Origin of the sequence: Demequina sp. NBRC 110056, assembly GCF_002090155.1 — a bacterium.
Lineage (GTDB): Bacteria > Actinomycetota > Actinomycetes > Actinomycetales > Demequinaceae > Demequina.
On sequence record NZ_BBRM01000006.1, the window covers coordinates 345,311 to 356,939 of the forward strand.

At 70.3% G+C, this 11,629-nt stretch carries 11 protein-coding genes; 5 read left to right on the top strand and 6 right to left on the bottom strand.

The genetic code is table 11. From position 1 onward, the window contains the following. The first annotated feature begins 14 nt into the window (after nt 1-14). Nucleotides 15-1,073, top strand: coding sequence for a hypothetical protein (locus B7K25_RS11525; RefSeq protein ID WP_144018986.1), 1,059 nt, complete (start codon nt 15-17; stop codon nt 1,071-1,073). A 289-nt stretch (nt 1,074-1,362) separates the two neighbouring features. Here B7K25_RS11525 and B7K25_RS11530 read toward each other — a convergent pair whose 3' ends face one another. Beyond that, complete coding sequence (locus B7K25_RS11530; protein ID WP_084106186.1) at nt 1,363-3,300, bottom strand: M13 family metallopeptidase; 1,938 nt, start codon at nt 3,298-3,300, stop codon at nt 1,363-1,365. A 92-nt stretch (nt 3,301-3,392) separates the two neighbouring features. Here B7K25_RS11530 and B7K25_RS11535 point away from each other — a divergent pair, with 92 nt between their 5' ends. Next, nucleotides 3,393-3,842 (top strand): ribose-5-phosphate isomerase, encoded by a 450-nt coding sequence (locus tag B7K25_RS11535; protein WP_084106187.1) that lies wholly within the window; start codon nt 3,393-3,395, stop codon nt 3,840-3,842. 166 nt (nt 3,843-4,008) lie between these two features. On the opposite strand, the gene eis is transcribed toward B7K25_RS11535, so the two are convergent. The 3 genes from eis to B7K25_RS11550 form a co-directional block, all read right to left on the bottom strand. Further along, a complete protein-coding gene (gene eis / locus B7K25_RS11540) occupies nt 4,009-5,280 on the bottom strand; it encodes an enhanced intracellular survival protein Eis (RefSeq protein ID WP_084106188.1) in 1,272 nt (423 codons plus the stop codon). Between the two features lie 91 nt (nt 5,281-5,371). Then, nucleotides 5,372-6,631 (bottom strand): GNAT family N-acetyltransferase, encoded by a 1,260-nt coding sequence (locus B7K25_RS11545; RefSeq protein WP_084106189.1) that lies wholly within the window; start codon nt 6,629-6,631, stop codon nt 5,372-5,374. A 46-nt stretch (nt 6,632-6,677) separates the two neighbouring features. After that, complete coding sequence (locus B7K25_RS11550) at nt 6,678-7,178, bottom strand: CoA-binding protein (RefSeq protein WP_084106190.1); 501 nt, start codon at nt 7,176-7,178, stop codon at nt 6,678-6,680. A gap of 113 nt (nt 7,179-7,291) precedes the next feature. On the opposite strand from B7K25_RS11550, the gene B7K25_RS11555 reads away from it, so the two are divergent. Continuing rightward, nucleotides 7,292-7,771, top strand: coding sequence for a Dps family protein (locus B7K25_RS11555; protein ID WP_084106191.1), 480 nt, complete (start codon nt 7,292-7,294; stop codon nt 7,769-7,771). Between the two features lie 328 nt (nt 7,772-8,099). Here B7K25_RS11555 and cysE read toward each other — a convergent pair whose 3' ends face one another. Both cysE and cysK read right to left on the bottom strand, forming a co-directional pair. Next, nucleotides 8,100-8,753: a serine O-acetyltransferase gene (gene cysE / locus B7K25_RS11560; protein WP_084106192.1), complete on the bottom strand. Its 654-nt coding sequence runs from the start codon at nt 8,751-8,753 to the stop codon at nt 8,100-8,102. Nucleotides 8,754-8,778: 25 nt separating this feature from the next. Further along, the gene (cysK, locus tag B7K25_RS11565; protein WP_084106193.1) at nt 8,779-9,714 is read right to left on the bottom strand and encodes a cysteine synthase A; all 936 of its coding nucleotides are present in this window, start codon (nt 9,712-9,714) and stop codon (nt 8,779-8,781) included. 390 nt (nt 9,715-10,104) lie between these two features. Here cysK and B7K25_RS11570 point away from each other — a divergent pair, with 390 nt between their 5' ends. Together B7K25_RS11570 and B7K25_RS11575 are read left to right on the top strand one after the other, a co-directional pair. Then, nucleotides 10,105-10,584, top strand: a complete 480-nt coding sequence (locus B7K25_RS11570; RefSeq protein ID WP_084106194.1) for an SRPBCC family protein — start codon at nt 10,105-10,107, stop codon at nt 10,582-10,584. 95 nt (nt 10,585-10,679) lie between these two features. After that, the coding region (locus B7K25_RS11575) for an IS481 family transposase (RefSeq protein WP_084106230.1) at nt 10,680-11,629 on the top strand (950 nt) is incomplete at its 3' end.

An 11,629-nucleotide genomic window follows, 5' to 3' on the forward strand; every position in this document is an offset into this window, starting at 1 on the left:
CTAGGGTCACCGACATGAGGCGTCCCTGGGCCGTAGCCGCGGCCGTGATCGCGACCGCGGCGGCGCTGACGGCGTGCTCGACCGACGCGGCGCCCGTGGCGTACGACAAGGAGCCTCCCGGCGCTGGCACGTCCGCCTCGCCGAGCGCAACCGCCGCTCCGTCGGCGTCCCCGTCCCGCGTCGCGAACGCCACGGCCGAGCCGCTCACCACCGCCGAGCCGCTCACCGACGCCGAGCTCGCCCGGGTGCCGCACTTCGCGGGGTTCGGCGGCGAGCCCGTCGACCCCGAGTACGCGATCCGCCTCTGGCAGCAGTGGCGCGCCGCCGTCGCCGCGCAGGAGTGCATGGCCGAGGCGGGGTTCGAATGGTCGCTCGAGGTGAGGGGCCTCGGCCACGGCACGGCGATGACGTTGGAGGATCTCGGGCGCGCCGGCGGCGACGGCTCCGGCGAGCTGCGTGCGGCCTTCACCTCGCCCCACCAGAACGACGAACGGCTCGCGGCGCGCGGCAGGGCGGCCGCCGACGCCGAGTATCGCGCGTACTACGGAGATGCGCTGTTCGACAGGTTCCGCGACTGGGGCATGGGCTTCGAGGACATCGAGCGCACGACGACGCATTGGTGGAACGCCGACGCGTACCCGGGTGGATGCTACGAGGTCGGGCTGCAGGAGCTCGACGTCACCTTCCCCAGCGCGGCGCTCGCGGCGCGGATGTCCGAGGAGCTCGCGGACCTTCGAGCGGCCCCGGAGCTCGCGGACGCGCGCGAGGCGTTCTCGGCCTGTCTGGCCGACCACGGCGTGGTGACGGACCTCGACCCCGCGGACGACTGGTTCTACGAGACCGTCGAGGAGACCGCGGCAGGCGAGGCGGCGATCGATGCGTGCGGCCCCGCGTTCGGCGAGGCAGAGTCAGCGCTGCAGCAGGCGGAGGTCGACGCCTTCGTCGCGGAGCACGCGGACGCGCTACGCGCATCGGCCGAGCAGGCGGCTCAGGTGCGCGCGCGGATCGACGCCGACGACGAGTTCGGGGCGTTCCTCGACGAGCTCTCCGCTCAGATCGTCGCAGCCAGCTGAACCGCGCCACCGCCGTTGTGCGCAGATGCGAAAGGCGGGACCGGGCCCGAGGGCCCGATCCCGCCTTCCGTCTCGAAGGATGCGGTCGACTAGTTGCCGCAGCCGCAGCTGCCGCCGCAGCATCCGCCGGTCTCGGCGGCGGGCGCCTCGGTGGCGCCCTTGTCGATCAGGTCGATGTTCTGCTTCTCAGCCATATGCTGCTCCTTCCGTCGGGGACAGCCCCGTCCAGCGCGGGGCCTGAGCCCACGATAACCCCAGCGCGCGCACCCGGGAAGCACGCGCATCGGCGCTACCAGATGCTGACGCGCTCCTCGGGGGCGAGCCACAGCTCGTCGGAGTCGGTCACGCCGAACGCCTCGTACCACGCGTGCATGTTGCGCACGATGCCGTTGACGCGGAACTCGCTGGGCGAGTGCGGGTCCGTCGACAGGCGCGTGACGAGCGCCTCGGAGCGCACCTTCATGCGCTCGGTCAGCGCGTAGCCGATGAAGAACCGCTGCGCCGCAGTGAGGCCGTCGACCTCGGGGGCGTCGTCGATCGAGCCGCCCAGCGCGATCTCGTAGGCCTTGAGGGAGATCTCGACGCCCGCGAGGTCGCCGATGTTCTCGCCCACGGTCAGCGCACCGTTCACGTGATGCGAACCGTCGAGCTGCTTGGGGGAGTAGCCGTCGTACTGGGCGATGAGGGCGTTGGCGCGCTCCATGAACGCGGCGCGGTCGTCCTCGGTCCACCAGTCCTCGAGCGCGCCGGTGCCGTTGTACTTCGAGCCCTGGTCGTCGAACCCGTGGCCGATCTCGTGGCCGATGACCGAGCCGATGCCGCCGTAGTTGATCGCCGCGTCGGCCTCGGGGTGGAAGAACGGCGGCTGCAGGATCGCCGCGGGGAACACGATCTCGTTGGCCATCGGCAGGTAGTACGCGTTGACCGTCTGCGGCGTCATGAGCCACTCGGTGCGGTCGACGGGCTTGCCGATCTTGGACCACTCCCAGTCCTCCTCGAAGGCGGACGCGCTGCGCACGTTGCCGAGCAGGTCGTCCGGCGTGACCTCGAGGCCCGTGTAGTCGCGCCACTTCTCCGGGTAGCCGATCTTGGGCGTGAACTGCGCGAGCTTGTCGAGGGCGCGCTGCTGGGTCGCCGGCGTCATCCAGTCGAGCGACGTGATGGACACGCGGTACGCCTCGATGAGGTTCGCGACCAGCGCGTCCATCTGCTCCTTGTACTCCGGCGGGAAGTGCTGGTCGACGTAGACCTGGCCCACGCGCTCGCCGGCGACGGACTCGACGAAGCCCACGCCGCGCTTCCAGCGCTTCCGCTGCTCGGTCGCGCCGGACAGGACGGTGCCGTAGAACGCGAAGTTCGCCTTCGAGATCTCCTCCGTCAGGTACGGGGCACGGGAGTTGACGATGCGCCACCGCAGGTACTCCTGCCAGGCCTCGACGGAGGTGTCCTGCCACAGCTGGGCGAAGCCCTCGAAGTAGCTGGGCTCCGAGGCGATGAGCAGGTCGCGAGCGGCCTCCGGCAGGCGGATGGACTCGGCCCAGGTCTCCCATTCGAACCCGGGCGCCTCGTCGGCGAGGCGCGCCAGCGTCGTGGGGTTGTGCGTGAGCTCGGCCTCGCGGGTCTTCACGACGTCCCAGTGGTGCGAGGCGAGCGCCGTCTCGAGGGCCATCACGGACGAGCCGTCGAACGGGATGCCCGTGAGCGCCGACATGCGGTCGATGTGCTCGACGTACTTCGCGCGCGTCTCGGCGTGCGCCTCGTCGCGGTAGTACGCCTCGTCCGGCAGGCCCAGGCCGTACTGCGAGAGGTACACGACGTTGTCGTCGGGACGGTTCTTGTCCGCGAACACGTAGTAGCCGACGGTGCCGGTCACGCCGGCGCGCTCGAGCGCGCCCATCGCGGCGGCGAGTCCGTCGTGGTCGGAGGCTCCCGCGACGACGTCGAGATCCGCGTCGAGCGGTCCGGTGCCGAGCGTATTCACCCGGTCGACGTCCATGAAGCTCTGGTAGAGCGCGCCGATGATCGAGTCCGGCTCCGCCGCCTCGATGATCTTGCGGGTGTGCTTCTCCGCCTTGTCGCGCAGCGTGTAGAAGCTGCCGTCGGCCGCGCGATCGTCGGGGATGACGTGCTCGTCCTCCCACGGCCCGCTGACGTAGCGGAAGAAGTCGTCGCCGGCGCGGACGGTGGGGGAGAACTCGGACTGGTCGATCCCTGAGTGAAGAGCCATGTCCTCACCCTAGGGGCGGTCGCGGGCGACCCGCGGGCGGTTTCGCTGATGGCGAGGACGCGGTGCCAGGCCAGTCCTGGCAGGATGGGGACATGCGCATCCACATCGCCGCGGACCACGCCGGATACGAGCTCAAGGAGCACCTCAAGGCCCACCTGGGCGAGGCAGGCCACGAGGTCGTCGACCACGGCGCTCACGAGTACGACGCGCTCGACGACTATCCGTCGTTCTGCATCGCGGCGGCCGAGGCGGTGCGCGTGCAGCCGGACACGCTCGGCATCGTGATCGGCGGCTCCGGCAATGGCGAGCAGCTCGCCGCGAACCGCGTGACCGGCATCCGCGCGGCGCTCATCTGGTCTGAGGAGACCGCTCGGCTGGCGCGCCAGCACAACGACGCGCAGGTCGGCTCGATCGGCGCGCGCATGCACACCCTCGACGAGGCGGCCGCGATCGCGGACGCCTTCGTGAACGAGCCGTTCTCGGGCGACGAGCGCCACCAGCGCCGCATCGACGAGATGACGCGCTACGAGCACACTCGCTGACGCGGGGAGCCAGCGCGCGGAACGGCCGTGCTCACCCGGCAGCGCCGTCGCGCCGTGAGGTGCTGAGCGCACGCTCGCGTACCGAAACGTGCCGTGAGCACCTCACAGGGCGCGCCGGCGCAGGCCAAGGCGCAGGCCGGGACGCAAACCCGAGGCTAAGCGCAGCCTAGAAGTCCCAGTTGGCGAGCGGCGCGACAGGCGACAGCATCGACACCGCGAGCTCGCGCGCCTGCCCGGCGGTGTGCTCGCGGATCTGGCCGGCGGCGGCGAGCGACTCCACCGAGGTGCCGCCCAGGTAGATGGTCGACAGGTGGCGCGCGTCCATCGACAGGTCCGCCGGCATGGTCGGGTCGTCGCCCACCTTCGTCACCACGGCGTCCGGGCCGGACACGACGATGCGCCACACGCCCGCGTTGTCGGGCACGTGCTTGTCGGTGAGCGCGAAGGTCACGTCGCAGTCGTGGAAGTACTCGCGCGACTCGAGCGCGGTCTTCACGTCGAGCAGGCGCACCCACAGGTTGTCGATGACCTTCGAGCGGGCGCCGCGGGCGTCCTTGAGCTGGTGCAGCAGCGGGTCGTCCGTCGCGAGGTTCTCGGTGTGGGTGGTGCCGACGAGGTCGAAGTCGAGCAGCGTCTGCCACAGCCGCTGCGACGCGGCGGGGCTGAGCGAACCGTGCTCGCGCACCTGGCAGACGCCGTCGTGGATGCCCACCTCGGAGTCCGCCTTGCGGCGGAAGAACGCATAGGCGACGGGCTCCCCGCGGTCCTCGACGATCGCGATGCGCCACTTCTCGTAGCCCTTGCGGTTGCCGACGGGGTCGGTGAAGCGGGCGTTGCGGCCCGAACCGACGGGGTTGAGGATCGTCGCGGGGCGCGTCAGCTTGGCCTGCAGGTCAGCGACCAGCTGATCGTGCTTGTCGAAGTCGGCGCGCTCGAGGCGCACCGTGAGCTCGTCAGCGCCGTCGACCTTCCACATGCGCGAGCCGCGCGGGATCGAGGCCTTCACGGTCTGCGAGGCCATGCCGTAGCCGAAGCGCGAGTAGATCTCCGCCTCCATCGCGTACAGCGCGCTCACGGCCTCGCCGCGCTCGATGCAGCGCGAGAAGTGGTCGTGCATCATCGCGGTCATGAGGCCGCGGCGGCGGTGCGAGGGGTGCACGCCGAGCCACGACAGGCCCGCGGTGGGCACGCGTCGCCCGCCCGGCGTGATCATCTCGGTGCCGAAGCTGGCGTGGACGGCCGCGATCTCGCCGACCTCGCCGCGGCGCTCGTCGGTGACCTCGAGGCCACGCGCGCGGTCGGTGGGGATCGCGTCGACGTAGTCCTGCCGGTCCTCGAGCAGCCACTCGCCGACGAAGGCCCACTGGACCACCTGGAACAGCTCGTCGAGGCGGTCCTCAGGAACGGAGATGGACTGGTAACCCTCTGCCTTCTTCATCCGTCCAGGCTTTCAGATCTCTTGGCGTTTCCCAAACCTTGCGGACTTTCCCACGGCCGGGAATAGGGCCGATGCACGTGCTGGGGCCCGCTCAGAAGTTGAGGTTCGCGACGGGCTGGACGTCGGAGGCCATGGCCCGGGACAGCTCGGTGACCGCGCCCGCTCCGTGCTCGCGGACGAGCCCCGCGGCGGCGAGCGCCGACAGCGTCGGGCCGCCCAGATACGCGGCGCCGAGCTCCTGCATCCCGATCGTGAGGTCGGCGGCGTCCTCGGTGCGCTCGACCGTCGCGTTGCCGGACGTCGCGCGGATCCGCCAGCGGCCCGCGTTGGCCGGCAGCTGCTCGTCGGCGACGTCGATGACGACGTCGCAGTCGGCGGACCAGCCGCGTCCTTCGAGCGCCCCCTTGAGGTCCAGGATGCGCAGCCATAGGTTGTCGTAGTGCGCGGCCTTGGCGCCGCGGGGCTCCTTCAGGAGGTGCACGAGAGGGTCGCCCGGCGCGATCTTGTCGACCTGCGTGGCGCCCATGAGGTCGAAGTCGACCATCACGGACCACAGTCGGTGGGTGGCGGCGGCGTCGAGCGCCGCCCAGCACCGGACCCTGACCTTGCCGTCGGGACCGGCGTCGCTCCACGACTCCTTGCGCGCAAACAGCGCGAAGGCGACGGGGACGTCGCCGTCGCGGACGACGACGATCCGCAGCTCCTCCGCGCCGTCACGGTCGGACTCGATGTCGAGGAACAGGTCCGCGACGTACTCATCGGGGAACGAGGTCGCGGTTCCGGGGCGCTGCAGCCGTCGCTGGACGTCGCGCACGATCTCACCGTCGCGAGCGGCGTCCGCGGAGTCGACCGTCACTGTCAGCTCGTCGGCGCCGTCGACGTCGCGCAGCGCCGTGCCGCGGGCGAGCTCCATGCGCAGCGCAGGCGCCGCGAGGCCGTAGCCGAAGCGCTGGTAGATGGCGGTCTCCGCGGCGTAGAGCGTCGAGATGACCTCGCCGCGGGCGAGGGAGCGCTCGAAGTGGTCGGCGATCATCGCGCGCAGGAGGCCGCGGCGCCGGTGACCCTGATGGACGCCGACCCAGGTGAGCCCCGCGGTCGGCACGGTGGCACCGCCCGGCACGCGCGTGGTGAACGGGAACGAGGCGTGCACCGCCGCCAGCGCGCCCTCGGGGCCGCGCGCCGAGTCCGTGATCTCGACCGCGCGGGCCCGGTCGAACGGGATGATCCGGTCGATGAAGTCGGCCTCCTTGGCCGGCACGGTGAAGCCGAAGGCGAAGCCCACGACGTGGAGCATCTCGGCCGATCGATCGCGATCAGGCGAGATGAGGCGGTAGCCGTCAGGAGTGGTCACCAGGGGATTGTGTCACCCGGCAGTCGCGGGCGCGCGGCGGACGGCTTCAGGCGTCCCGCGCGGCCTCGATGCGATCCCGCAGGCGCTCGTACTCGACCTTGATGCAACGGTTCTGCACCACGGTGAGGCCGGCGGCGGTCGCCTGCGCCGCTGACGCGTCGTGGACGACGCCGAGCTGCAGCCACAGCGCGCCAGCGCCCGCGGCGATCGCCTCGTCGGCGACCGGCGGCACGTGCTCCGAGCGGCGGAAGACGTCGACGATGTCAGGCACCACCGGAAGCTGGTCGAGCGAGTCGTAGAACCCATGGCCACGGATCTCCTGCTCGCCCGCGCGCGGGTTGACGAGGTAGATCTCGTAGGGCGTGCGACCCATGAGCCACGTCGCGATGCCGTAGGAGGTGCGGTGGTCGCTCGGCGACGCGCCGACGACCGCGACCGTGCGGGCCGTGGCGAGCAGCTCCACCAGCTCCTCGTCACCGGGCGCGTGACCGGACGCCGGGGCGGGGCAGGCCTCGCCGGCGTGCTCGAAGGGGATCTCGACGCTCATACCTACGGAACGTACCCGCAGCGCCACTATTCCGGAAAACGGGAATGCCGGGCCTGGCGGGAGGGTTGTCCTCGGCGTCACGTCGCACCCTTTGGTGAGAGGAGAAAGGAACCATGTTGACTGAGCAGACGCCCGAGATCGGCATCAAGGACTCCGACCTCAAGGAGATCAACTCCGGACTGTCGCAGGTGCTCGCGGACACCTTCACGCTGTACGCGAAGACCCACGGCTACCACTGGAACGTGACCGGCCCGCACTTCCGCTCGCTTCACCTCATGTTCGAGGAGCAGTACAACGAGTTGTTCCAGGCGGCCGACGTGCTCGCCGAGCGCCTGCGTGCCCTCGGGGACACCGCGCCCGGGTCGCTCGCCGAGTTCCTCGAGCTCGCGACCATCCAGGACCGGGAGCCGACCGAGGACGCGATGGAGATGGTGAACAACCTGCGTCGCGACCACGAGACGGTCGCACGGCTGATCCGTCCCCTCGTGGAGGTCGCGGAGGACGCCGGAGATGGCGCCACGGCCGACCTGTTCAACGCGCGTCTCGACGCCCATGAGCAGGCCGCTTGGATGCTGCGGTCGTTCGCCGCATAGTCGCGACACACCCCCGTCGCTGACGGTGCATTCTTCGCACTCGTGAGAATGTATCCTTGAAGTTCGCGTCTGAAGCGCCGTCCCCCCGGCCGCTCAGGCGCCAGAGAAGTCCCACCCCCCTGGGACCAGCCCCACCCCCCTGGGGCGACGAGCCTCTGTCGGATCCGTCCGGCCGGGGCTCGTTCTCATGTCCGGACCCTTGCACAGCGTCTCAGGACACTCGCACAGCGTCGTTGGACCTCTGCGCAGCGTCCGTCCGGCGTGAGCCGAGGGGCACATGACGAGGCCCCGGCTCCCTCACGGGAGCCGGGGCCTCGTCGCGCGTGGATCAGATCCAGTACATGGCGGGCTCGCGCTCGGCGAGCTCGGTCGGGATCGCGTCCGGATCCGGGTGGCGGTGCGAGTCGCCGGCATCGACCGACGACGCCGCGGTGCCCGCCTCGCGATCGTTCGGGTGGTCGCGGATCTTGGCGGGGATCCCGACCGCGGTCGCGCCGTCCGGCACGTCCTTCACGACCACGGCGTTCGAGCCGATGCGGGCGTCGCAGCCGATGTGCACCGGACCCAGCACCTTGGCGCCGGCGCCGATGACGACGCGGTCGCCGACGGTCGGGTGGCGCTTGCCTGGGCTCATGGTGACGCCGCCGAGCGTCACGCCGTGGAACAGCAGCACGTCGTTGCCGACGACCGCGGTCTCGCCCACCACCACGCCCATGCCGTGATCGATGAACACCCGCCGCCCGAGGGTGGCTCCTGGGTGGATCTCGATCCCGGTGCTGCGCCTGGCGTACTGCGACCACAGCCGTCCGTAGGACTTGAGGCCATGGGTCCACAGCCAGTGCGCCACCCGGTGGTGCCACACGGCGTGGACTCCCTGGTACGACAGGGCGATCACCAGCCGCGAACGCGCCGCGGGGTCGCGGCGCATCGCGGTGTTGATGTCCTCGATCGCCAGGGCGAGCGGGCCGATCCGGTCAGTCATGCGGGGACGTGCCAGCCTTTCCGACTCAGTCCATCAGGTCGGCGTAGAGCACCGAGGAGAGGTAGCGCTCGCCGAACGACGGGATGATGGTGACGATGGTCTTGCCGGCGTTCTCGGGACGCTTGGCGACCTCGATGGCGGCGTGCAGCGCCGCGCCCGACGAGATGCCCACGAGCAGGCCCTCCTTGCGGGCGGCGGCGCGGGCGGTCGCGACGGCGGTCTCGGAGTCGACGTCGATCACCTCGTCGTAGATCTCCGTGTTGAGCACCTCGGGCACGAAGTTCGCGCCGATGCCCTGGATCTTGTGCGGGCCGGGCTCGCCACCGTTGAGGATGGGCGACTCCTTGGGCTCGACCGCGATGATCTGCACCTCGGGCTTGCGCGCCTTGAGGATCTCGCCGACGCCCGTGATGGTGCCGCCGGTGCCGATGCCGGCGACGACGATGTCGACCTCGCCGTCGGTGTCGTTCCAGATCTCCTCCGCGGTGGTGCGGCGGTGGATCTCGGGGTTCGCCTCGTTCGCGAACTGGCGGGCCAGGATCGAGCCGGGGCGCTCCTCGGCGATGGCGAGGGCCGCGTCGACGGCGCCCTTCATGCCCTCGGGTCCGGGCGTCAGCACGAGCTCGGCGCCGAAGGCCCGCAGCAGCGCGCGACGCTCCTTCGACATGGTCTCGGGCATCGCGAGCACGACGTTGTAGCCGCGCGCGGCGCCGACCATCGCGAGCGCGATGCCGGTGTTGCCCGAGGTCGCCTCGACGATGGTGCCGCCGGGCTTGAGGGAGCCGTCCTTCTCGGCGGCGTCGACGATCGCGACGCCCAGGCGGTCCTTGACGGAGTTGGCCGGGTTGTAGAACTCGAGCTTGCCGAGAACGGTCGCGTCGACGCCCTCGGTGAGGGAGTTGATCTTGACCAGCGGGGTGTTGCCGATGAGGGCGGTCGCGTCCTCGTAGATCTTTGCCATGGATCCTTTTCCTTCGTTGGGTGGGTGCCCGCACAGGGGCGTGTCCAGGGTGAACAACGTGATTGCACCGGATTCGATGCCGGGGCGAGCGCTGGCGTGCGGGCTGCCCGGGTCAGCGGGCGCGCGTCAGCGCTCTACAGACAGCAGCAGCACATGCACATGCATGCGCCGGAGAGGCCCATCAGCGGGGCAGGCGAGGACTGCGCTGCGGCGCGTCGCTCGGTGCTCATCTCGCTGGCCTCCCTGGGGTGCGTGCGCGCTGCCGCGCACGCGTGTGGGCGTACTCGCTCAGGCTAGCGCCGATGCGCTCGCGCGGGCAAGACCGCATCGGCACTCGACGGCGGAGGATCCCGGTGCGCGGGTCGGCCGGCGCCGCTAGGGTGTGGCGCCATGCCCGTGTACAGGTTCCGGACCGAGCACCTCACGGTCGTGCCGGCCACGCTCGACGAGGTGTGGCGCTACATCGACGACCGGGCGGCCCAGGTCGAGTTCGACCCGAGGATCCAGCGCATCGACGTGATCGAAGGCGTCTGGGGCGAGCCCGGGTGCCGCATGGTGGCGACGGCGAGGACGCCCGACGGCGGCTTGCACACCTTCGAGCAGGTCATCGAGGCCTTCGACAGGCCCCGCAGCTACACCACCTCCGTCGCGTTCCCCGAAGGGGTGACGCGCAGCACGCAGTCGTTCTCGTCAGGCGCGGCCGGCGTGGAGTGGACCCACGTGACCGAGGTCGTCACCCGCCGTGTGTCGTGGGTCGAGCACCTCGCCCTCAAGGCCTCCGAGCGGTCGCGCCGTGCCGAGGCGCTCGCGGACTACGCGCGGGATCGCGAGGCGCTGCTCGCCGCGCTGGAGGCGCACCGGTCGCGCTAGCTGTTCTTCCCTGGGAGGTTGTGAACGCGTGAAGTAAGCGAAGACCTCCGGGACGATGTGGGTTACCACACTCACTTCGTTCCACGGAGGCCTTCGTGACCCACGCTAACGCTCCCTTGACGCCCGAGGGGCGTCGCAGGCTTGCTTCACTGATCGTTGATGACCATTGGACGGTGCGGCGAGCGGCTGAACGGTTCCAGGTGTCACCGGCCACCGCGTCGCGGTGGGCTGGCAGGTATCGTGCCGGGCTGGCACTGGTTGACCGGTCGTCGCGGCCGGGCCATTGTCCGGGCCGGTTGTCGCTCAGGCGCGAGCGACGCATCATTGCACTGCGGTTCAACCGCCGTTGGGGTCCCCACCGCATCAGCTATCACCTGGGGATCCCCCGCTCGACCGTGGGGCGGGTGCTGGCCCGCTATCGGATGCCGCTGCTGCATCACCTGGACCAGGCCACCGGGCTGGCGGTGCGCAAGCCCAAGCCCGTCCACTACGTCAAGGACACCCCGGGCGAACTCGTGCATGTCGACATCAAGAAGCTCGGTCGGATCCCCGACGGTGGAGGCTGGCGCAAGGTCGGCAAGAAGACCGGCCGGCACAACAGTGGCAAACGCGGCATCGGCTACGCCTACCTCCACCACGCCGTTGATGACTGCAGCCGGTTGGTCTACTCCGAACAGCTCGCCGACGAACGCAAGGAGACCGCGGCCGCGTTCTGGCATCGAGCGAACGCGTTCTTCGCCGACCATGGCATCACCGTCACCGCCGTGATGACAGACAACGGCTCGTGCTACCGCTCGAGAGTGTTTGCTCAAGCCCTCGGTGACAACATCACCCATGTCCGCATTCGGCCCTACCGGCCGCAAACCAACGGCAAGGTCGAACGGTTCAACCGGACCCTTGCCGCCGAATGGGCCTACGCCCAGACCTACCGCTCAGACGCCGCCCGCGCAGCCACCTACGACGACTGGCTCCATCACTACAATCACCATCGCGCCCACACCGCACTCGACGGATCAACGCCCGCCGACCGCGTTCACAACCTCAC

Coding starts and splice junctions, on each gene's coding strand:
- B7K25_RS11570 (WP_084106194.1), top strand. CDS start 10,105: ATGCCCGTGTACAGGTTCCGGACCGAGCACCTCACGGTCGTGCCGGCC.
- B7K25_RS11535 (WP_084106187.1), top strand. CDS start 3,393: ATGCGCATCCACATCGCCGCGGACCACGCCGGATACGAGCTCAAGGAG.
- B7K25_RS11555 (WP_084106191.1), top strand. CDS start 7,292: ATGTTGACTGAGCAGACGCCCGAGATCGGCATCAAGGACTCCGACCTC.
- B7K25_RS11550 (WP_084106190.1), bottom strand. CDS start 7,178: ATGAGCGTCGAGATCCCCTTCGAGCACGCCGGCGAGGCCTGCCCCGCC.
- B7K25_RS11530 (WP_084106186.1), bottom strand. CDS start 3,300: ATGGCTCTTCACTCAGGGATCGACCAGTCCGAGTTCTCCCCCACCGTC.
- cysK (WP_084106193.1), bottom strand. CDS start 9,714: ATGGCAAAGATCTACGAGGACGCGACCGCCCTCATCGGCAACACCCCG.
- eis (WP_084106188.1), bottom strand. CDS start 5,280: ATGAAGAAGGCAGAGGGTTACCAGTCCATCTCCGTTCCTGAGGACCGC.
- cysE (WP_084106192.1), bottom strand. CDS start 8,753: ATGACTGACCGGATCGGCCCGCTCGCCCTGGCGATCGAGGACATCAAC.
- B7K25_RS11525 (WP_144018986.1), top strand. CDS start 15: ATGAGGCGTCCCTGGGCCGTAGCCGCGGCCGTGATCGCGACCGCGGCG.